The organism is Paenibacillus zeirhizosphaerae (assembly GCF_030705605.1).
GTDB classification, from domain to species: domain Bacteria; phylum Bacillota; class Bacilli; order Paenibacillales; family Paenibacillaceae; genus Paenibacillus; species Paenibacillus zeirhizosphaerae.
This window is the reverse complement of sequence record NZ_JAPCKK010000021.1, coordinates 20,991-40,868: the sequence shown is the minus strand read 5'-3', so window position 1 is coordinate 40,868 and position 19,878 is coordinate 20,991. Positions and strand designations below refer to the sequence as shown.

Genomic DNA, 19,878 nt, shown 5'->3' with positions numbered 1-19,878 from the left:
GCCGCGTGATGACTCCTTTACCCCCGCTGTCCGGACGCTCCGCGCTGCAGACGCATGAATGGGCGCAGTACCTTTTGCATGATCCGCGGATAACTGCCCAGCTCGTCCCGGCGCAGAACACGCAGCAGCACGAGCAGCACAAGGTAACTCAAGACGACCGCCAGCCCTGATACGATACAAGCAACCAGAAAAACGAATCTGGACGGTGCCGATCCCGCAGCAACCAGAACCAGCGTATTGACACCGTAGCCGACAGCTCCTGCAATCAGAACAGTCAGGATGAAGCCAACCCATCTGCCGCCAAGGATCGAGAACGGAACCACCTTTTTCAACACGCGCAGGTTCAGGTAGGTTATAACCAGAAAACAGAGACCCGTAGCCGCGATAATGCCGTAAATACCCAGCCATGACGCCAGTAGCCAGCTCGCAGCCAGCTTCACCATCAGACCAGCGGCAACACTGATCATCGAAATATTCGGCTTGCCGATGCCGATGATCATAGAATTGGTTGTCATCATTGTAATCTGGAAAATTGTTCCGAAGGTCAATGCCGCAATAATCTCGCTGCCGTTCAACGAACTGAACAACAGCCCATTCACCGAATAGGCTGCCGCACACAGCGCGATGACGATCGGCATGCCGGTCAGAATCGAGATGCGCAGTGCCGATGTAATCTGGTTACGCAGATGATCATGGTCCTTGCGCGCAAAGGCTGCGGAAATGATCGGCAGCAACGATTGGCTAAGCGCAATAGCAAGAATCGGCGGAATACCGGCAATGCTCTGCGCCCGGTTGCCCAATATGCCCAGCGTCTCCGTTGCCTTGGCTTCGCCCAACTGGTTAAGCAGCAGAGTCTTGACAATCGACGTGTCGATAAAGTTAACCGCAGGGACTGCAAGGGAAGAGAGCACAATCGGAATGGAGAGCACAAAGATGCTCTTGTAAATTTGCAGCAGCGGAAGCTGTTCCACCAGCGGCTCATTGATTCTGCCCGCCGCATCGGAGCGGCGCAGCTTAAACGTATAATAAAGCATGATAGCAAACGCCCCGAGACTGCCGAACACGCCGCCAAAGGAAGCGCCTGCCGCCACCTGCGCATCCGAATATCCGGCCTGCAGCAAGAAATAAGCGAGCAGAATGGCAATACCGACACGGGCAAACTGCTCCACAATCTGCGAAATACCCCCGGCTGTCATGTTGCCCCTGCCCTGAAAATAACCGCGCATCATCGCGATTGCCGGAAACAGCAGCAGCGCTGGCGCTAGCGCGCGAATCGACAGCGCCGCTTCTGGCGTCTTGGCGATATGCTCAGCATAGAATGGAGCGCCAAAGTACAGCAGTGTCGTAATGATAATACCGGCGCCTGCCGCAAAAATCAGAGCTGCCTGGTAGATGCGCCGCGCCTCCTGCGGCTTGTTCAGTGCATACCGCTCGGATACCATTTTACTAAGAGTGCTGGGTATACCTGCAGTTGCCACTGTCAGCAGCATCAGATATACCGTGTTGGCTATTGAAAAGGAGGCATCCCCGATATCCCCCAACAGATGCTCGAGCGGGACCCGCTGCGCGAGTCCCAGCACCCGTGCCACCAATGCCGCCGCCGCCAATATCAATGTGCCTTTAATAAACGTTTCCTTCTTGGACAATGTATGTTCCCTTCCTTCCCCGTGTAGCGGGCGTTTCCACAGCAAAGCCCCGCTCAGGGCCGGCCGGCAGACCGTCACCTGTGCGGAGCTTATCAGCGCTTATTCACCGTAAATTCAGAATACGTAAATCAGGAAAACGACAATCATCACGAGCTGTAAAATGACTTTCATCACCGTGCTGGTGAACAAACCAACGACCGAGCCAAACCCGACCTTGATCGCCTTATCCAGCGGTTGGCGGTTAATGAGCTCCCCGATCACCGCACCGATAAACGGCCCGAGAATGAGGCCGAACGCCGGAATGACAAAAGGACCGATGATCACCCCAACCGTGCTCAGCACCGTGGACAGCTTGGAGCCGCCGAACTTATTGACACCCCAGGCATTTACAATATAATCCGCCACGAAGAGAACAACCACGATGAGGGTCTGGATAATCCAAAACCAGGTGGTAAAGGATGAAAAACTGAAAAACCATCCGTAGATAAAAAAAGCGAAGTAAATCGCCAGCGCTCCCGGCAGAACCGGGTACACCGCGCCTGCCATCCCGATGACAAACAAAGCAATGATCAGCACCCAACCAAGTATGTCCATGGCCGCCTCCATTTCCGTTTCAATGTACTAGCCTGCCGCCCTTGGCGGACACAGATCAGACGAGAATATGGTCGCGAATGACTTCCACAATGCCGTCCTCATTATTGCTGGCCACGACCAGGTCTGCGGCTTCTTTTACCGTTTCCTGAGCATTGCCCATCGCTACACCGAGCCCAACCGCCTGGATGACCGCCAGATCGTTAAGACTGTCTCCGACCGCGACGACCTCATCCATCGTAATGCCGAGCAGGCCGCATACTTCCTTAATGCCGCTCTCCTTGGAGATTCCCTGCGGATTAATTTCGATATTCGTGGGAGAGGAATTCGTGATCTCAAGACCGCCCAGATTTTGCAGCTTGATAAGAATGTCATGGCGAACTTCTTCGATTTCTGTGTTATACCCAAATTTAAGCCATTCAAACCCATCCAGCGAATCGGGCCACCGCTCTGTATTAAACAGTCCCTCTGTTGTATACGCCCAGAACCAGGAGTCCGCTTCGTCCGCAATCGCCTTCATCTGACGAATGAGCTCTTGATCCAACAGATAACGGCGCCATAGCTCACGAGGGGATTTCCATACCTCACCGCCATTGACCGTTACCATCGGTGTATCCAGCCCAAGCTCCTGTCCGTAGGGCAAAGCGCTTGATGCCGCCCTGCCTGTCGATAGACAGACATGAATGCCCTCCCGCATGGCCTTATGAATCCATTTTGTCGTTTCCAGTGAAATCTCGTGGTCATCGTTCAGAAGTGTGCCATCCATATCGAGCGCAAGCAGCTTGTATTTTCCCATGGTCCCTCTCCTCCTGTATGTCCATTATGTATCTTTATCTCTCTTCATGTTAGGCTTTGCAGCCCAACGACATTTTACCACAAATAAAAAGAAGCTCAAAAGAAAAAAGCCCTCAGCCTTTGTAAACGGAGGGCATGGACTCTCTCCTCACATGCTGGTTCAAGGCTGCCACTGATACCTCATTCAGCACCTAAACAAAAAACATCCTGTGAGTTCACCTCACAGGATGCCCCTGTAGTAATAAAATGCAAATTATTGCTTCGCAGAGTCTTCTTCCTTGTCAGCATTTTTCTTCGGAACGCCGTCCAGCCCATATTCTTCATCATAAGCATCGAATATTTTGCGGGCGATCGGTCCGGCACTGTAAGCGCCAAAGCCGCCTTCAGGCACCATGACAGCCACAGCCAGCTTCGGATTATTACGCGGAGCAAAAGCGATAAATACCCCGTTATCCACTAATTTCCTACCTACACTCTCCTGCGAAGTACCAGTTTTGCGGGCGAAGTCATACGGGAAACCGTCAAAAGCCGATACATCCGTAGCCATGCCGCGCAGCACCTCATCCCAGTAAGCATCAGGAATATCCACTTCATTTAGCACCTTAGGCTTGATCGTTTTCACAACATTGCCTTCTTCATCCTTGATCTGACTGACCATATGTGGTTCCATCCGCTTGCCCTTGTTCGCCAGCATGGTTGTGTATTGAGCCAGCTGTAAAGTCGTATATTTCCCCTGCTGGCCGAATGAAGCAAACGCCAATTTAGAGAGAGCAGTTTCGTTTTCAGTCTCATAGTATTCCAATCGCCCGAGATACTCACCCGGCAAATCCACACCAGTGGATACTCCAAGCCCAAACTCCTTCATATGTTTATCCCAAACGTCTACGCCCTGATCCAGTTCCTCATTATTACGATACTTGTTATACAGCCTCTCCCCGATCATATCCACCATAAACGCATTGGAGGAATGCCGAATCGCGGAGGCCGGATCCAGTCCGCCGTAGACGTGATTGGAGGAGTTACGCACCCGGGAGGAATTGTTGCGACCGAAATAGGCAGCACCTGTATCCTGATAGTAGGTCGATGTCGTAATGAGCCCCTCCTGCAGACCGATCAGCACGGACAGCGGCTTAATCGTCGATCCTAGCAGAACAACAGATTCCGGATGTTGTCCCGACTGTCCGGAGGGGAACGAACGAATCGTTCCATTTAAATATACATTTTGAATTTTCTTGTAATTCTCGCTGCTGATCTTCCCCGAGCTCCAGTAGTTCGGATCGTAGTCCGGCATGCTTGCCATCGCCACCACATTACCGGTGTCCACTTCCATTGCGACCGCAAAGCCGGTTTTCGCATAGGGATGGGTGCTGCCTGATACTGCATTGCTGTGCAGCCAGCGCAACTGATCCATGATCGCCTGCTCGGTCTTAACCTGCACATTCTTGTTAATCGTGGAATAGACATTATAACCCTTGACCGGAGGCGTCACGGATTCCACGCCCTGCGGCATGTTGCGCGGATCGACAGGCACGGTCTTATACCCGTTTTTGCCGCGCAGCTCTTCCTGATATTGGTACTCCAGACCGTCGAATCCAACCGTTTCATTTTCCAGATAGACGACTCCCGGGTTTTTCTCGGCGGAGTTCTTTTTCTGAATTTCTTCATACTTAGGAAGCGTCTGCCGGGCACTGCTGTAATTTTTCACATAACCAACAGACTGCACGGCAACGGTATCCTTGTCATAGTGCCTTACGCTTTCTTCAACGACCTCGACACCGGGAAATTCGTCCTTATTCTGCAGAAAATAAGCAACCTCATCTTCGCTTAGGTCCGCCTTGATCAGGCGGGGGGTAAAACCGTTGGCTTTCCGGTAATTACGGTCCATAGCTTCCAGAATCAGGGCAGGAGTAAGCTTTTCCGCCTTCGGATCTCCATATTGGTTAAACCGGTTAGCCAGCTTCTTCGCCATCAGCTCAAGCTCAGGCAGCAGCTTCTTGTCCGGATCGCGCAGGTTTTCCGCGCTGTCACTGTAGTTCTTGCTCAATGTAATATACAAAGATTGAATCGGTGTGGAATAAGCTAGTTTATTCTCTCCTGTAGCATCATATATCGTGCCTCTGATGGGAGGAAGCGGTACACTTTTGGTAATGCTGCCCGTTTCTTCTTCCTTCAACTGAGGACCTTCCACGAACTGCAGGATAGCCAGCCTTACAATAATCACGGTGAATATCATAAACGAACTGAAAAAGAAAAGGTTGATCCGGAAGCTGAATCGTTTACGGCTTTCGGCTTCACTGTGCTTTTCCTGTTCGCCGCTAATCTGTCTCATACGGCTCCGATCTCTCCTTTTTCAGGGATACTAACGTTGAATATTTTAACATAATTTGTGTAAGCCAACCTGAAAGCAACCTTAAATCAACTGATCCTCGATATGGGTCTGGGCAAAATCGGGAGGATTGAACCAGTCGCCACTTTGCGCCCAGGTCGGATCAAGCGGCACCCATTTTTGCTTCTCGCCAAGATACACTTCATTCCAGGCATGAGGCCCGTACCCTCCCTGTCCGTTATACCCTAATCCCGTGACCACTCTGACCTCAAGCTTCTGGGAACGGGCCATCACCGCGTACAAGCGTGCATAATCAATACATACGCCTTTGCGGGTATCAAACGTATTCTGCGGTGTCTGCTCATGCCACACTCCGCGTTGTTCATAATCCTCGACCTTGTCATAATCATAAGCAATCCTTGTTCCCACCCAATCGTACAGCCGACGGGCCTTCTCCTCGTCGCTGGAGACGCCGCTTGAAACCTGTGCCGCTGCTGCTTCGATATCATCAGGGATGCTGCGGTCGATGATCTCATATCTGCGCTGTAAAACCCCGGTGAGCTCCTGTTCGGCCGCCTGGGTAATGACCGGCAGCTTGTCCTTAATCAGCCCGCCGGTCAGCGGAGCGATGACTGTCTGTGCCCCTTTGCTGTATACCGGGGAGGCCTGCACATAGCTGCTGAAGCTGCTCTCCGGGTACAAGCTCACACCGATAAAGAGCAGCGCAATGAGCATGATCGCCCGCACAGACCCAATGATTGCGCCAATGACAGCACCGGCCAGCCTGCTGAAAAATCCGGCTCCGCCTTGTTGCGGGTCTACACTGACAGCCCGGCGTCTGCCCATAAGCACTGCATAAAGCAGACTCAGCACCAAACGGACCACCAGATAACTGACAAGGAACAGTACAGCAAAACGCAAAAGCGGAAATATCTGCACAACATGAAGCACCGTATACCATAACTGTTCCGAGGTGCTCAATTCACGCTGCGGCAGCTCTTCACCCAAGACGGCCAGCCGCTGCTGAACGATGGGGGACAACCATGCAGCCAATCCAAGTGAGCTGACAACAGCGGCTGCGGCAAGAATACCGTCAACAAACAAATCAAACAGCCGTCCCGCCGAACGGGACGCTCCGCGCCACCAGCCTTGCATAAACGATATTAGCACAATGGCGATTAAAGCCACTGTAATCCCGTTCAACCGGAGAATGCTCTCCAGCCATTGATTATTCATTGCCTTCCTCCTCGGTTGCTTGCTACTGCACCGCCGAACGGTTCTTCGCGCTTTGAATGTAGTCCCCGACAGCTTCGGTTATACTCCATTCGCCGACCCGCACCCCGCGGAACCATACCTCCACCTTATCGCTGCCGCTTTGTCCCTTCACTTCGATATTGCTGCTCGATACGGTGTAAGTTCCATCACCGCCCGATTCATACTTCGCATCCTTTGCTTCTTTCACCATCATATTCAGGGCCTCGGTCCTTACCACATCGACGGCCTCGTCACGGACATTCGTCACCATTGTACTAATCTGTTCCATGGAGATGCCACTGTAGATCAGCAGAGCAGCTACAATGACAGCCGCAATCAGCCATTTTACCAACGTCTTCACCAGGTTCAGCACCGCAAACAGCACGATCAAGGAGATCAGGATCACCAGCCAGTTCTGTTTCAGAAATTCCATCCAGACATTTACATCCATGTTATATACACTCCGCTTTCTGCTGCAATCCGGCTCATTCGCCGTATCATAGCACCTACAATTCAAGGGCCGATAAGTAATTATACATGATTTCAGTAAGCTCTGTCAGCCGAGAACAGCCTGCCGAAATTTACGGTCTACGTTTGTCCAGCCGGGCGTAAGATGTACAGCAGGTAACTTGTACCAAGCTTTCAGTAAGAGAGGGGTATGCAGCATGAAAACAGCGCTGTGGCTGTATCTGTTTCTGTTCATTGCTTTTTTCGATCTTCACGCCCAGTATCCGATGCTTACTCCTTACGCCGTATCCCTAGGTGCTGCACCTACATTTATTGGCTGGATGATGGGCATCTATTCACTGACACATCTGCCGGGCAATCTGCTGGCAGGTCCAGGTGTAGATCGGCATGGCAGCAGGCGTTATATTATGCTGAGCCTTACGGCGGCAGGGCTCATCCTGATCATTCAGGCCTTCATCAAGTCTCCCTGGGAGCTGCTGGTGCTGCGGGGACTGAGCGGATTCGTGCTCGCATTCCTCTCCCCGGCTTGTCTGACATTGCTGGCCCGGCTGTCGGATCACCCTGTCACCCAAGGGAAATATATGTCAGGACATGGTGTGATCCATACCTCGGCTTCGGTTATTTCTCCAGCAGCAGGCGCGTTCATCGTCGCAAGCTTCGGATTCAGGACGACCTTCGGGTCGTTAGGGCTGCTCCTGATTGCTACCGGAATTATGGCTTATTTTACGCTCCCCAAAACCAGGCCCTCTGCTGAGCCTGCTGCTCCCTTGGATGCAGAACATAGCCGTTCCATTCCTGATTGGCGTTACTTCCTGCCCCCCTTCGTCATTGCGTGCGCGCAGGGAATTTTGTTCTATGAATTGCCGCTGCGCGGAGCGGGCAGCGCCTCCATCATGTCAACGGGTATCCTGTTCTCTGTCATCAGCCTTGGCGCCCTGCTCACGCTCAGCATGCTTTTTCTAAACCGTTATTCACCAATCCTCCGGCTGACTGCCGGTATATTCATGATGGCCCTCTGCTTCTATTTACTGGCCGTATTCGATACGTCTATTATCGTTACTCTGTTTTTGCTTGGCACAACCAAGGGCGTGATATTTCCTGCGATGGCTTCACTGTTCATCATTCTGGGCGGCTCCCATCTGGGCCGGACCTTTTCGCTGCAATCCATTGTAACCTCCATCGGATCGTTTTGCGGTCCTGTCCTGGCAGGTCTGATTCATGGCTATTTCTCACCTTTTTTTGCAGCCTTCCTTATTCTTATGATTGGGCTGGCTTTAACTCCATTACGACGGATTCCACAACCCGTTTCTCTGCCATCCTCAAAAAAAGCAGCATAAGCAAAACATTTCCAGCCTTTCTCCCTCAGCCTGCCGCCTGGCGGGCTATTTGCTTTTGCATGATCCCTTGTTTTGTTGCTACACTATCTATTGTATAACCATTCATCATTTCCCGGGGAATCGCGACAAGCTATTTACATGAGGGGGTGTGCCTGATGCCGATTACTATTATTGTGGAGGGCAAAAATGATCGCAGCAAGCTGCGCAGGCTGCTGGATCCCGAAGTACGTATTTTGTGCACCTTCGGCACGCTGAACACCTTAAAGCTGGACTCCTTGCGTAAGCAGGCCAAGCACGATGAGATCTATTTATTCATGGATAACGACAGCTCTGGAAAAAAAATCCGTGGCATGCTCCGCGATTCCTTCCCCGACGCCCTGCATATTTATACCCGCAAGGGTTATGCAGGAGTCGAGGGTACACCGGATGAATATCTCATCGCCCAACTCGAAAAAGCCGGACTGGATGAATTTATTCTATACCCTAAAGAACAGCCTCTAAGCCAATACTTTGATTCGTAAGCATAGCGCAAAAGGTCGAGAATAGGGCACAACCTGCTCCTCTTCCCGGAGTGTCTCAGAATATGAAAAGGGGATCCCAGGTCAATGGACCTCCTGGGACCCCCGTCAAACTTAATGGGCCGTATCAATAATCATCAGCAGGAAGCTGATGGTCAGGTAATTAATGGAGAACAGGAACACTTTCTTGCCCCAAGCCTCATTATCGTTCGTTTTAAAGCCCTTCACAGCGAAGAACAACCATACCAGAGACAGGATCAGGGTAACATACATGAAGATCTGACCAGTATACCCATACACGTGCATCAGAATCGGCACCGGAATAAGCAGGACCAGATACGGGATGCACTGCCATTTTGTACGTTCTACGCCCTTAACCACCGGCAGCAGTGGAAATCCCGCGGCACGGTACTCCTCCACGCGGCGGATCGCCAAGGCCCAGAAGTGAGGCGGCTGCCAGAGAAACAACAGGGCAAACAGCAGCCAGGCTCCAGCGTCAATCTTGCCGGACGCAGCCACATAGCCGATGACCGGAGGCATGGCTCCTGAAATACCGCCGATGGACGTGCTCCAGGTGGATGAACGTTTCAGCCAGAGTGTATAAATGACCACATAAACGAACATGCCCAAAATACCGAGCAGCCCCGCAAGCACGCCTGAGAAGGAGAACAAGACCGCCAGACCGGCAATACCCAGGATGATTGCATAGGAAAGCACGACTGCTGGCGTAAGACGTCCGGTTGGCAATGAACGATTCCGGGTACGCTCCATCTTCATGTCCAGTTCACGGTCAAAATAGTTATTGAACACACAGGAAGACGCCATGACAAGCACAGTCCCCAGCATCGTAAGAATCATTTTAATATAGTCAACGTCCCATTGGGAGGCCAGCCAAAAGCCGCCGAAGGCAGCGACCAGATTGGTTCGCAAAATACCGGGCTTGGTTACTGTAATAAAATCCTTCCAGGTACCGGCTTCACTGCCGGGCGGTTTCGATGGCACCGCAACTGCAGCTGTGTCCGAGGAAGCTTTATATCTAAAATTATTCACGTTAAGTAACTCCTCCTTTATGTCCACAAGAAAATCGGAGGAAGTCGCCCTCCGAATATAAATTTTATCACATTGTCTTTCCTGAGAGTTTGACAAAGATCGTACATTTACACTGATTCTGCGAGGTTGTTCTCATAAATATTGCCAATTTATCCGTTTTTCCATACCTTGTTTTATTATGTAAGCGCCCTCTTGACGTTTCTATAGTTCTGATTCACAATACGGGATAGGCGGACAACAAAGAAAAAGCCGGAGCGATAACGCCCCGGACTTTCGTCCATTGGTGTTTTCAGGATATGGGTATACCCTGTCCATGTCTATTTGGCGGAATTCGTTAGAAACGTCCTGTTCCAGCAGTGCCACCGGTAGTTCCTGCAAGGGATTGCTCCGCTTGTTGAACGAGTTTTTTGGTGATGTAACCTCCAAGGGCTCCGGTCTCACGGGATACCATGTTACCATAATAACCGTCTTGCGGAATGGCGATTCCCAGCTCCTGAGCCGCTTCCATTTTCATTTGATTCAGAGCGGAACCAGCTTGTTTGATCAGCAATCCATTTGAACGACGTGCCATATTTGGAATCTCCTTTCAGTCTTCTGGATGAGGTTCATTGCAAGCTTGCAAACTTATTATGGCTCTCAATCATCAGCTTATTCCCGTAAATACAATATTTAAGGTTGGAGGTTTTTCCCATGAGCAAGACTTTGTCCATGTGGTTTGCCGCTTCGTCCATTGTACTGCTGACTGCAGCCGCCATTTCCATCAGTCATTCCGCATGGCTCGCGGTCGTTCTAGGCCTTGCATCGGTGCTGAATATTGGTTGGGGCTTTGCCACCAAGGCGAGACAAAACCGCTCCTAAATAGAGCCCGGCTCAGTCCGGGCCCTCACAGCAAGCTTTTCTCTCAGCCTTTCGGCATGAGAAATCCCATTCGTTCCTTCACAGCAGCCAGTGTACTGGCTGCTGTTTCTCTTGCCCGCTCGGCAGATTGTGCAAGAATGCGGTCCATTTCTCCGGACTCGCGTATATCGCGGTAGCGCTGCTGCAGCGGCTCAAGAACAGATACCACCGCTTCACCCAGCTCCTTCTTGAATGCACCGTACATTTGCCCCTCGAAGCGTTTCTCCACCTCCGTCAGCGATAAACCTGAGCATTGGCTGAATATACTCATCAGATTGCTAATTTCCGGTTTGTTAGCCGGGTCATATCGCACTTCACTGCCAGAGTCTGTTGTGGCACGGCTTATTTTTTTGCGAATGACAGATGGCTCATCCAGCAGTGCGATATAACTTCCAGGATTCGGATTGCTTTTGCTCATTTTTTTGGAGGCGTCATCCAGCGACATCACGCGTGCCCCTACTTCAGGAATATAGGGCTCCGGTATCGTGAAATAATTTCCGAAGCGGTGATTAAAGCGCCCCGCCAAGCCGCGCGTCAGCTCAAGATGCTGCTTTTGGTCTTCTCCGACCGGAATCAGGTCCGCATTATAAAGAAGAATATCTGCGGCCATTAGAGACGGGTATACAAATAAGCCCGCTCCTACAGAATCTTTCCCTTCCGATTTATCTTTGAACTGTGTCATTCTCTCCAGCTCACCCATGTTCGTGAGTGTGGTCATCAACCATCCGAGCTCAGCGTGCTGCGGGACATGGGATTGCATGAACACATTGGATTTTTCAGGATTGATACCGGCCGCTACAAAAAGAGCTGCAACAGCGGCGGACTGCTCTCTAAGCTGTGCAGGCTCCTGCGGCACGGTGACCGCATGCAGATCCACGATCATAAAGTGACAGCGGTGATCCTCCTGCAGCTTCACGAAGTTCTTCATCGCACCGATGTAATTTCCCAGCGTCAATTGGCCACTGGGCTGAATTCCTGACAATACAGTTTTCATGCTTCAAATTCCTCCTGGTATTTTCTTAATTTAGTCCCTGAACGCAAAAAAGCCCGCTATCCCCTCAAAGGGACGCGAGACCGTGGTACCACCCTTATTCGCAGATGCTTGCGACAAGCCTTCCATCAACAAATCTGCCTTAGGATTCCTATAACGGGGAACAGCCGGCCGGCATACTGGGGAGAACACATCTCCTATTCCGCTTGGCACTCCAAGGTCCATTCGGCAGTCAGGCCACACCGGTTCGCATCATTCACCGGCTTTCTGAAGTGTACACTTGAATGCTTACTTGTCCTTATCATTGCATTACCATCTTATTTGTATTTATGATAAGTCCAGAGGAGTTTATTGTCAAATCTCGATTTGTACTTATAGCAGCAAAATCTGTTATCATAATGCTGTACGGTGAAAACCCGATTACAGTGGACAAAGGAGCATGGATATGAAACAAGTGACCAAAGGGCATTGGAATGGTTACGACACTTACATCTTACATAGCCGGGAACTAGAAGTCACACTGCTGCCTCGTTTGGGCAATAACGTTATCTCGATACGGGATAATATAAACGGACGGGAGATCCTGCGTAAGCCGGCTGAGGAAGATTTATCCTTTTATCTGCAAAAGCCATACCATTTCGGTATTCCTATGCTGATACCGCCAGGAAGAATTCGCGGAGGGCATTTTGTCTATGATCAGGTGGAGTACCAGTTCGACCGTAATACAGCCAATGACAATCATATCCATGGTCTGCATCGAACTCAGGCTTGGTGTGTAAGCGATATTGAAGAAGACGATGATTCCTGCAGCATTACCACTGAGCTTTTAACAATCAATGACGAAAATTGGATAAGACAGTTCCCTGTGCCGCTTCGCTTAGAAATGGTGTATCGACTGCAGGGAAGCAGCTTCAGCCAGACTTTAAAAGTTACACATCAGGGCGAGGTAGCCATTCCATTTGGAATGGGTTATCATACATGGTTCCTGCTTGACGGAGAACCAGAGAGATGGTCGCTCAAGCTGCCGGTGAGTGGAATATATGCACAGAACGAACAACTGCTGCCTACCGGGGAAATGGAGGGTCTTGGAGCGCTTGAGCAATTGCCTGAGGGAATATCTTTGAAGGGATGGAACCTGGATACACCTCTGCGTGCCTCAAGCGGCCCCGCCGTCGCCCTCCTGTCCAGAGATGACGGATACAGCATTCAATACAGTGCAGATGAGCAGTTTTTTAAGCATTGGGTCTTATATACGAAAGGGGAAGCGGATCAGTTTTTGTGCATCGAGCCCTATACCTGGCTGCCGGATGCTCCCAATCTGAAGCAAGGAGACGACTTTACAGGTCTGATTCGCCTGGAGCCCCAACAGACTATTCATTTAAATACTCGTCTAGAAATTGTTTTCCCCTAATTTACCTCTTTATTTCTCCTTCCTTCGGCGGATATTTTCATAATGCCGTAGCATACTAACCTCACTACAGCCGAAGGAGGTGAGCACCATGTACGAAACGAATCAAGGCGGACGCCGCCGCAGCAACAACCTGGTGGTACCTCAAGCCAACGCATCGCTGCAGCAATTGAAATTCGAGGCAGCTCAGGAGCTGGGAATTACGATTCCACAGGACGGTTATTATGGTAACATGCCTTCCAGAGAAGCCGGTTCGCTTGGAGGTTATATCACGAAGCGCCTGGTACAAATCGCTGAGGAATCCATCGCAGGCCAATCCGGTAAATCCGGTCTGTAATCGTAAATGAGATCATAAGAAAAGCATTGATCGACGTACTTCGAAGAAGATAACGTCTATTCGATGCCCTTTCCAAAAGAATCCTTACAACAAAGAAAGCGGCCCTTTACAGGCCGCTTTCTTTGTTGGTCATAAAATTAAAAAAAATTATAATAATTCCGTGTTTACTTCTTGGTATGTATGGTGCCTCGGATAACGTATCATCAGATTAGCCATGTTGTAATTGGATTCTATCGTGGTGTCCACATTAATTAGTCCTTGCCTAATTGTAAATTCGTATGAGATTTCCCCATGTGTCCATTTCTGCTTGAGCTTTAGGGCCTCAAGCGCCATACTGCGGAAAGACGAGCGCTGTTGTGCATTTAAGCCTGATTCCGACATCTGCATCTGGCCGCCCCTGCTTTCCACCGGAAAATGTCGAATACCGAATTTGCCGATGACGTTATTGCGGATTTGCAAAAACACAATTCCCGAATCCATGCCCGATAATTCGTCGTCCAATTCTCTAAAGACCATATCCACCTGTCTAGCCAGCGATAGCTGCTCCATTTTTATCATACAAACACTCCTTTAGTCTGATATAAAAATCATTTAAATAGGACTTATGTCTCATATTATAAGTGAGTATCATGACCTATTCAATATTAACCAACATAAATGGGAGTTTATTCCTAGTGAGCTCGCGTATTTATACATGGTTTTTGGTCTTGGACAGCAAATCGCCACTTTAATCGACATAATTTGCTAAACCGTTATCAAACTCCCTTCCTGCGATTTCCCAGTTCACTTCATCTTTTTCAAACCATACCGCTCCCTTTACGCCGGAGGGTTCTTCGTTACCATTCCAAGTCCCAGGCAGCACTAGACAAAAAAAGGGTGTCCCCAAAGGCTCTTGACCGCGTGTGTGTTTCGTGCGTGGGTGAGACGCTCCGGGAACGAAGCATTCCTCCAATCACTGTTGACCCTCCGGGCCAAAGGTGAACGCTCCGCTTTTCCGAAATTGCTTCGTCCTCTCCGCTGCTTTTGTGCATCCTCCAACTTAAAAAGAACAATCGGAAATCGCAATCTTCTGGTTTAACAAATTGAAAAAGGAGCTGACCCAAGCCATTTTCATGACTTTTGGGACAGCCCCTGATTTCCGTGCCTTTTACTCTGTCATACGCAGAAATAACTCAATATCCTCCACAGCCAGCTCTGCCGCTCCACGCCAGAAATCCGGCTTGGTCAAATCACTTCCCAGATGCTTGTCGGCTAGGCCTTCCACGGTCATACGACCGGTATCGCGCAGCAGCTCGTCATACTCTTTCGCAAATCCGCCGCCGCTCTTCTGCGCATAGGCATATATGCCTGCACTGAACATATAGCCGAACGTATAAGGGAAATTATAGAATGGAACATCCGTAATATAAAAATGCAGCTTGGAGGCCCAGAAATGCGGGTGCATCTCCGCCAAAACGCCACAATACGCTTCTCTCTGCGCTTCTGTCATCAGCTCACTAAGCTGCTCTGCACCTACGATGCCTGATTTGCGTTTCTCATAAAACCGGGTCTCAAACAGAAACCGTGCGTGAATATTCATAAAGAAAGCCACGCTGCGCTGAATCTTGTCCTCAAGCAAAGACAGCTTCTCCTGCTCACTTGATGCAGCTTCAATCAGGGCATCCGAAACGATGAGCTCTGCAAGTGTTGAGGCGGTCTCCGCCACATTCATGGCGTAGTTCTGATTGAACTCAGGAAGATCATCCATGACATGCTGGTGATAGCCGTGACCCAATTCATGCGCAAGAGTCGATACATTGCTTGCCGTACCCGCATAGGTCATAAAAATACGGGTTTCTTTACTTACAGGCAAGGAAGTACAGAATCCCCCCGGACGCTTGCCCGGACGGTCTTCGGCTTCAATCCAGCTTTTATCGAAAGCCATCTCGGCAAAAGAAGCCATGTCAGGACTGAATTTCGCAAACTGTTCGATAATGGTGACAGCCGCCTTGTCATAGCTGATATGTTCCGAGGAAGTACCTATCGGTGCTTCAATATCATGCCACGATAAACGCTCAACTCCCAGCAGCTTGGCTTTGCGCTCAAGATATTGGACCAGCACGGGCTTAATCTCCACAATGACCTGCCACATCATATCCAGCGTTTCCCTGGACATTCTGTTGATGCTGAGCGGTTCCTTCAGCACATCGTCCCAGCCGCGATTTTCATACAGCTTCAGCCTGAAGCCGCCAAGATGGTTCAACGTGTCCGCACAATAGTCATCCACGTTCGTCCATGCTTTTTCCCATTCGACAAAAACCTTTTCCCTTACCGCTCTGTCTGCATGATGCAGCTTATTGGCAGCCTGTCCTGCGGACAGATGGTTGATTTCACCGTTCTCTTCAACGGGAATCGATACCTTGCTGACAATCGTGTCATAAAATTCACCCCAGCCATGATATCCGTCAACCGCCAGATCAAGAGCAAGGCTTTCCAGCTCCGGCGCCATTTTCTCCCTGGCCGCCTCACGGCTCTCATTCAGCACAAAAGCAACCGGTTTAATATTCTCCCTCTCCATCCAGCGGGCCCATATGTCATCGCTGGTCATACGGAGAAGGTTCTGATACACGGTTCGCGCCGTCTCCAGCAGAGCCTTGAGAGAATTGATGCGTGAGCCAAGACGAACGGCTTCCTTGTCATCCTGGTTTTGGGCGGTCAGACAGGCAACAAAGGACGAAGCCTCGGTAATACGGCCCCCACAACCCTGCAGAAGCTCCAGTATGCCATCCAGATGCTCTGTATCCAATACGGTTTGCGGCGCCTTTGCGGCTTTCACATCAGCAAGCAGCCTTTTGATATCCGCTTCCAGAACGTTTAAGTAATCGGCAAATGCGGGAGAGGAAGATCCCCCGCTGAAAATAGACTCCAGATCCCATGTTTGCTGTAATGGAGTTTTCATTTTGTGTGCCCACCTTTCGCAGAAATGGTTAATATAAGGACAGCCGGCATTTGAACTCCCCCTGTACAAAGTGTATAACTAAATAGAATAATGCCTTGATAAAAAATAATTTATGGTTCACAATTCATAAATATGTAGGAGGTAAAGTCATGAAACCTTTACAAATATCACCCGAAACCGCCATCAAGCTTTCGGAAAAGCTCGGTGTGCCCATCGAAAATCTGATGCATATGCCACAGCATATTCTAATGCAAAAGCTGGCCGAGCTGGCGAAATCCGAAACGGCAGACGCTAGCGGCAAGAAAGAGGAGTCATGATTCCTTTCGATCACACCTGGCCGTACGACGTCGTCATGGGGGATGTATACGCTCAGGACTGTCCTTTCTGTGGCACGAATCACGTCCTGCTCCCAATCAAGCCCCGGGAGCTCAAGGAAATCCAAGGAGGCAGGAAACGACTGCTTGTCTTCCCCTGCTGTCACAGCCGGATTACTCTTGTCGATTGCGACGGGGATTATCTGCTGGCGGATGTTCCACTCCGTAATCAGTTGAAATAATACAGATTAGGAAGGCTCACGCATTTCCTCCGGAAGTCCAAGATTCTTGGCAACCATCTGCTCACGCAGCACAGTCCACTGCTCGCGGCAAGCCCTGATTATGGCCGCGTCGATAATGCTCTTGTCATTAATGACCCGTGAGTACCATCGCACAGCCTCATGAAAATTGCCGGTTCTGCGGTGGAGCTCACCGATCAGGTACAGCAGCTTTGCATTGTTAGGGCCAACACCCTCCAGCTCGTACACCTTGATATAGGATTCGAGGCTGAACGACAGGAAGCGGAGCTCCTCCTTCTCCATAGCTTCGTACCTGTACAGCCACGCGATATGATGCAGGAGGCTGGCGATGACGCGTTCCTTTTCACCGATGGTTTGCGCACACAGCAGTGCCAGCTTGTAAGTCTCCAGCGCAGTTTTCCATGTGCGCTGTCCGCCATAATTCCGCTTCTCCCATCTGCCGCCGATCTTTTCAGCAAACTGTGCCCTCTGAGCATCATTTAACTGATCCGCTGAATGCTCCGTAGAGGCAAAGCCGCAATGCGGACAAATGCGTACGACATAATAATCGGGATTCTCATTTTTGTAGTAGCAGCAAAAATCGGAGTCGGTACGTACCGCCTTTTTCAGGCTGGGCCTTACTCTTGATGTTTGGTATTCTTCTGAACAGTACGCACAATTTAGTTTAATCGTGTATAAAGGTTCAATTTCCAAATGACTACATCCCTTTCCCGAAAGCACATTGATTAACCAGGAGTATTCACAAAATGATAAGCCGGCCCTGACAGACGCTCCACCACGAACGAACGAAGCGGCTCCTCAACCCCAATCTCATCAAGTGCTCCAGCCATACATTCCAGCCAAGCTTCTGCCCTCTCCTCCGTAATAGGAAACTTCATATGACGCGCCCGCATCATCGGGTGACCGTGCGCCTCGGAGAAAAGAGCAGGCCCTCCAAAAAACTGGCTAAGGAACATATACTGCTTCTCCATGACAGGACGAATATCCTCTGGAAACAAGGGAGCAAGCAGCGGATGTTTTTGAACCTTGGGATAGAAGGCTTCCACCAAGGTACGCACACCCTCCGCTCCGCCCAGATTATCATAAATGGATAAGTTAGGATTCACGTATCCGCCAACTTTCTTCTAGATTCAGAAATGCAAGACGTATATATTATAGCACCAAAAAACAACAAAATGGCGCTGCTTAGCGCCATAGTAAGAGAAATATTAGTAACTCCGCCAATCCTCTTCACCGGGATGGACGAGAGAGGCACGAATGACATATACAAACGCACAAACCAGAATACCGGCAACGACACTCATCGTTATCACTCCATCCTCAAGAGTTTTATCGTTGGTTTCATTATTTTAACACACTAATAACAAAAGTACAGCCATATAGCGGACTTCATCCGCCTTTTTTGTACTCTTTGTCCATCCCGAATCATATGGTGAACTAGGCCCATATGATCAGGCCAAATCAGTGAATCCGAGGAGGGATTCCGTGCCCGTCTTTCGGCAATGGTCCGTTGTCCTGTTCAGCGCTTCCCTGTTCATCACATGTGTTCTTATGGCTCTGCATCCTCTGGCTACGCTAGACGCCGGCGTAAGAGGGCTTGCCATTTGGTGGGATGTGCTGTTTCCTTCCCTGTTTCCGTTCTTTGTTATATCAGAGCTGCTGCTTGGCTTTGGCATTGTGCACGGAATCGGTGCGCTGCTGGACCCTCTCATGAAGCCTTTGTTTCGCGTACCGGGTTGTGGAGGATTCGTGGCTGCCATTAGCTGTGCATCAGGCTATCCGATTGGAGCCAAGCTGACCGCCAAGCTCTGGCAGCAGAAGCTGCTAACTCGCGAAGAGGGCGAACGGCTGGTCGCCTTTACAACGTCTTCTGATCCCATATTTCTGATCGGGGCCGTATCTGTAGGATTTTTCCACACTCCATCTATAGCCATTGTGATCGTCTTATCCCATTACCTCGGCGCGCTTCTGGTTGGGCTGCTGATGCGTTTCCATGCTCCCCATGCTTCTGGTACCTCCGGTCCGGCCGAACACGGACAAGCCGGGTGGCGTGAGGCTTTACAGACAATGCATAAGGCGCGCCTTGAGGACGGGCGGCCGTTTGGAGAAATGCTGCTCGATTCGGTAAGGTCTTCCCTGAGACTTATTATTGTCGTTGGAGGCCTTGTTGTATTCTTCTCCGTGCTGCTTGAGTCCCTGAACCAATCCGGATTGATGCAATGGCTATACAATATGGCCGAAGTTTTATTGACAAATGCAGGGATTCCCACTGTCCTCAGTGATGCCCTGGTCGGCGGCATTTTTGAAGTGACCTTGGGTGTAAGCTCAGCAGGTGCGGCGACGGACGTTCCGTTGGCTTATAAGGCTGCCGCCGCGGTATTTGTGCTGTCCTGGGGTGGATTGTCCGTTCATGCCCAGATCGCCAGCATCCTGAATGATACGAATCTCCGTTATCCGCCTTTTCTGCTGGCGCGCGCAGTCCATGCCATCGTCTCCCCCTGCCTCTTGCTTCTCCTATGGAAACCGCTGATGGGAGGGACAGATACTGTTCAGGTGTTTCAATCCATATGGAGTGTCCCGCTCAATCCGGTTTCAGGGTTCATTGCGTATACACCACTTAGCTTGATCATCGCACTGTCTGTACTCGTTCTGCTCGCCCTGCTGCGGCTATTTTTCAAGCTGCTCCAGCGGCCGGAATGACGTCAATCCGGTGATCTGAAGGAAAATCGCCTGGCCCATTGGATTGCA

The 19,878-nt window shown here is 50.3% G+C and carries 21 protein-coding genes and 1 other annotated feature; of the genes, 8 read left to right on the top strand and 13 right to left on the bottom strand.

Features of this window, described 5'->3' with window-relative positions; translation table 11 throughout:
- Window positions 1–17: 17 nt before the first annotated feature.
- The 6 genes from OIN60_RS16920 to OIN60_RS16895 all read right to left on the bottom strand — a co-directional run bounded on the left by OIN60_RS16920 (window position 18) and on the right by OIN60_RS16895 (window position 7,063).
- The gene (locus OIN60_RS16920; RefSeq protein ID WP_305756045.1) at window positions 18–1,646 is read right to left on the bottom strand and encodes a putative polysaccharide biosynthesis protein; all 1,629 of its coding nucleotides are present in this window, start codon (window positions 1,644–1,646) and stop codon (window positions 18–20) included.
- A 114-nt stretch (window positions 1,647–1,760) separates the two neighbouring features.
- A complete protein-coding gene (locus OIN60_RS16915) occupies window positions 1,761–2,240 on the bottom strand; it encodes a DUF456 domain-containing protein (protein ID WP_305756044.1) in 480 nt (159 codons plus the stop codon).
- Window positions 2,241–2,295: 55 nt separating this feature from the next.
- Window positions 2,296–3,033, bottom strand: a complete 738-nt coding sequence (locus tag OIN60_RS16910) for a Cof-type HAD-IIB family hydrolase (protein ID WP_305756043.1) — start codon at window positions 3,031–3,033, stop codon at window positions 2,296–2,298.
- A 252-nt stretch (window positions 3,034–3,285) separates the two neighbouring features.
- Entirely contained in the window at window positions 3,286–5,361 is a 2,076-nt protein-coding gene (locus OIN60_RS16905) for a peptidoglycan D,D-transpeptidase FtsI family protein (RefSeq protein ID WP_305756042.1), read from the bottom strand.
- Window positions 5,362–5,442: 81 nt separating this feature from the next.
- Window positions 5,443–6,594 (bottom strand): transglutaminase domain-containing protein, encoded by a 1,152-nt coding sequence (locus OIN60_RS16900; RefSeq protein WP_305756041.1) that lies wholly within the window; start codon window positions 6,592–6,594, stop codon window positions 5,443–5,445.
- A gap of 22 nt (window positions 6,595–6,616) precedes the next feature.
- Window positions 6,617–7,063 carry a hypothetical protein gene (locus OIN60_RS16895; protein WP_305756040.1) on the bottom strand — a complete coding sequence of 149 codons (447 nt, stop codon included), beginning with the start codon at window positions 7,061–7,063 and terminating at the stop codon, window positions 6,617–6,619.
- A gap of 214 nt (window positions 7,064–7,277) precedes the next feature.
- On the opposite strand from OIN60_RS16895, the gene OIN60_RS16890 reads away from it, so the two are divergent.
- Together OIN60_RS16890 and OIN60_RS16885 are read left to right on the top strand one after the other, a co-directional pair.
- Window positions 7,278–8,417 carry an MFS transporter gene (locus tag OIN60_RS16890; protein WP_305756039.1) on the top strand — a complete coding sequence of 380 codons (1,140 nt, stop codon included), beginning with the start codon at window positions 7,278–7,280 and terminating at the stop codon, window positions 8,415–8,417.
- Window positions 8,418–8,572: 155 nt separating this feature from the next.
- Entirely contained in the window at window positions 8,573–8,938 is a 366-nt protein-coding gene (locus tag OIN60_RS16885; RefSeq protein ID WP_305756038.1) for a toprim domain-containing protein, read from the top strand.
- Window positions 8,939–9,049: 111 nt separating this feature from the next.
- Here OIN60_RS16885 and cyoE read toward each other — a convergent pair whose 3' ends face one another.
- On the bottom strand, window positions 9,050–9,985 hold the full coding sequence (gene cyoE / locus OIN60_RS16880; RefSeq protein WP_305756037.1) for a heme o synthase: 936 nt from the start codon (window positions 9,983–9,985) through the stop codon (window positions 9,050–9,052).
- A 334-nt stretch (window positions 9,986–10,319) separates the two neighbouring features.
- Complete coding sequence (locus tag OIN60_RS16875; RefSeq protein ID WP_305756036.1) at window positions 10,320–10,556, bottom strand: alpha/beta-type small acid-soluble spore protein; 237 nt, start codon at window positions 10,554–10,556, stop codon at window positions 10,320–10,322.
- 119 nt (window positions 10,557–10,675) lie between these two features.
- Between OIN60_RS16875 and OIN60_RS16870 the strand changes: the two genes are divergently transcribed.
- Entirely contained in the window at window positions 10,676–10,843 is a 168-nt protein-coding gene (locus OIN60_RS16870) for a hypothetical protein (protein WP_305756035.1), read from the top strand.
- A 43-nt stretch (window positions 10,844–10,886) separates the two neighbouring features.
- On the opposite strand, the gene trpS is transcribed toward OIN60_RS16870, so the two are convergent.
- Window positions 10,887–11,876 (bottom strand): tryptophan--tRNA ligase, encoded by a 990-nt coding sequence (gene trpS / locus OIN60_RS16865; RefSeq protein ID WP_305756034.1) that lies wholly within the window; start codon window positions 11,874–11,876, stop codon window positions 10,887–10,889.
- Between the two features lie 65 nt (window positions 11,877–11,941).
- Window positions 11,942–12,187: a binding site (T-box leader), on the bottom strand.
- 131 nt (window positions 12,188–12,318) lie between these two features.
- Here trpS and OIN60_RS16860 point away from each other — a divergent pair.
- Window positions 12,319–13,284 carry an aldose 1-epimerase gene (locus OIN60_RS16860; protein ID WP_305756033.1) on the top strand — a complete coding sequence of 322 codons (966 nt, stop codon included), beginning with the start codon at window positions 12,319–12,321 and terminating at the stop codon, window positions 13,282–13,284.
- An 88-nt stretch (window positions 13,285–13,372) separates the two neighbouring features.
- Window positions 13,373–13,618 carry an alpha/beta-type small acid-soluble spore protein gene (locus OIN60_RS16855; RefSeq protein WP_305756032.1) on the top strand — a complete coding sequence of 82 codons (246 nt, stop codon included), beginning with the start codon at window positions 13,373–13,375 and terminating at the stop codon, window positions 13,616–13,618.
- A 147-nt stretch (window positions 13,619–13,765) separates the two neighbouring features.
- On the opposite strand, the gene OIN60_RS16850 is transcribed toward OIN60_RS16855, so the two are convergent.
- Together OIN60_RS16850 and OIN60_RS16845 are read right to left on the bottom strand one after the other, a co-directional pair.
- Window positions 13,766–14,176 (bottom strand): O-methyltransferase, encoded by a 411-nt coding sequence (locus OIN60_RS16850; RefSeq protein WP_305756031.1) that lies wholly within the window; start codon window positions 14,174–14,176, stop codon window positions 13,766–13,768.
- 589 nt (window positions 14,177–14,765) lie between these two features.
- The gene (locus tag OIN60_RS16845; protein WP_305756030.1) at window positions 14,766–16,556 is read right to left on the bottom strand and encodes a M3 family oligoendopeptidase; all 1,791 of its coding nucleotides are present in this window, start codon (window positions 16,554–16,556) and stop codon (window positions 14,766–14,768) included.
- Window positions 16,557–16,705: 149 nt separating this feature from the next.
- Here OIN60_RS16845 and OIN60_RS16840 point away from each other — a divergent pair, with 149 nt between their 5' ends.
- Window positions 16,706–16,873 carry a YycC family protein gene (locus OIN60_RS16840; protein ID WP_305756029.1) on the top strand — a complete coding sequence of 56 codons (168 nt, stop codon included), beginning with the start codon at window positions 16,706–16,708 and terminating at the stop codon, window positions 16,871–16,873.
- Window positions 16,870–17,112 (top strand): hypothetical protein, encoded by a 243-nt coding sequence (locus OIN60_RS16835; RefSeq protein WP_305756028.1) that lies wholly within the window; start codon window positions 16,870–16,872, stop codon window positions 17,110–17,112. Before OIN60_RS16840 ends, OIN60_RS16835 begins: the two co-directional genes overlap by 4 nt.
- Before the next feature lie 6 nt (window positions 17,113–17,118).
- Here OIN60_RS16835 and OIN60_RS16830 read toward each other — a convergent pair whose 3' ends face one another.
- Both OIN60_RS16830 and OIN60_RS16825 read right to left on the bottom strand, forming a co-directional pair.
- On the bottom strand, window positions 17,119–17,823 hold the full coding sequence (locus tag OIN60_RS16830) for a DUF2225 domain-containing protein (RefSeq protein ID WP_305756027.1): 705 nt from the start codon (window positions 17,821–17,823) through the stop codon (window positions 17,119–17,121).
- Window positions 17,824–17,855: 32 nt separating this feature from the next.
- The gene (locus OIN60_RS16825; protein WP_305756026.1) at window positions 17,856–18,236 is read right to left on the bottom strand and encodes a globin domain-containing protein; all 381 of its coding nucleotides are present in this window, start codon (window positions 18,234–18,236) and stop codon (window positions 17,856–17,858) included.
- Between the two features lie 379 nt (window positions 18,237–18,615).
- Between OIN60_RS16825 and spoVV the strand changes: the two genes are divergently transcribed.
- Window positions 18,616–19,830 carry a dipicolinic acid transporter SpoVV gene (spoVV, locus tag OIN60_RS16820; protein ID WP_305756025.1) on the top strand — a complete coding sequence of 405 codons (1,215 nt, stop codon included), beginning with the start codon at window positions 18,616–18,618 and terminating at the stop codon, window positions 19,828–19,830.
- The last annotated feature ends 48 nt before the right edge of the window (window positions 19,831–19,878 follow it).

Bases quoted from the DNA above. Each gene is read 5' to 3' on its own strand.
- OIN60_RS16900 (WP_305756041.1), bottom strand. From the start codon at position 6,594: ATGAATAATCAATGGCTGGAGAGCATTCTCCGGTTGAACGGGATTACA.
- OIN60_RS16845 (WP_305756030.1), bottom strand. From the start codon at position 16,556: ATGAAAACTCCATTACAGCAAACATGGGATCTGGAGTCTATTTTCAGC.
- OIN60_RS16860 (WP_305756033.1), top strand. From the start codon at position 12,319: ATGAAACAAGTGACCAAAGGGCATTGGAATGGTTACGACACTTACATC.
- OIN60_RS16910 (WP_305756043.1), bottom strand. From the start codon at position 3,033: ATGGGAAAATACAAGCTGCTTGCGCTCGATATGGATGGCACACTTCTG.
- OIN60_RS16905 (WP_305756042.1), bottom strand. From the start codon at position 5,361: ATGAGACAGATTAGCGGCGAACAGGAAAAGCACAGTGAAGCCGAAAGC.
- trpS (WP_305756034.1), bottom strand. From the start codon at position 11,876: ATGAAAACTGTATTGTCAGGAATTCAGCCCAGTGGCCAATTGACGCTG.
- OIN60_RS16890 (WP_305756039.1), top strand. From the start codon at position 7,278: ATGAAAACAGCGCTGTGGCTGTATCTGTTTCTGTTCATTGCTTTTTTC.
- OIN60_RS16875 (WP_305756036.1), bottom strand. From the start codon at position 10,556: ATGGCACGTCGTTCAAATGGATTGCTGATCAAACAAGCTGGTTCCGCT.
- OIN60_RS16915 (WP_305756044.1), bottom strand. From the start codon at position 2,240: ATGGACATACTTGGTTGGGTGCTGATCATTGCTTTGTTTGTCATCGGG.
- OIN60_RS16885 (WP_305756038.1), top strand. From the start codon at position 8,573: ATGCCGATTACTATTATTGTGGAGGGCAAAAATGATCGCAGCAAGCTG.
- OIN60_RS16835 (WP_305756028.1), top strand. From the start codon at position 16,870: ATGATTCCTTTCGATCACACCTGGCCGTACGACGTCGTCATGGGGGAT.
- OIN60_RS16850 (WP_305756031.1), bottom strand. From the start codon at position 14,176: ATGATAAAAATGGAGCAGCTATCGCTGGCTAGACAGGTGGATATGGTC.
- OIN60_RS16895 (WP_305756040.1), bottom strand. From the start codon at position 7,063: ATGGATGTAAATGTCTGGATGGAATTTCTGAAACAGAACTGGCTGGTG.
- OIN60_RS16855 (WP_305756032.1), top strand. From the start codon at position 13,373: ATGTACGAAACGAATCAAGGCGGACGCCGCCGCAGCAACAACCTGGTG.
- OIN60_RS16870 (WP_305756035.1), top strand. From the start codon at position 10,676: ATGAGCAAGACTTTGTCCATGTGGTTTGCCGCTTCGTCCATTGTACTG.
- OIN60_RS16840 (WP_305756029.1), top strand. From the start codon at position 16,706: ATGAAACCTTTACAAATATCACCCGAAACCGCCATCAAGCTTTCGGAA.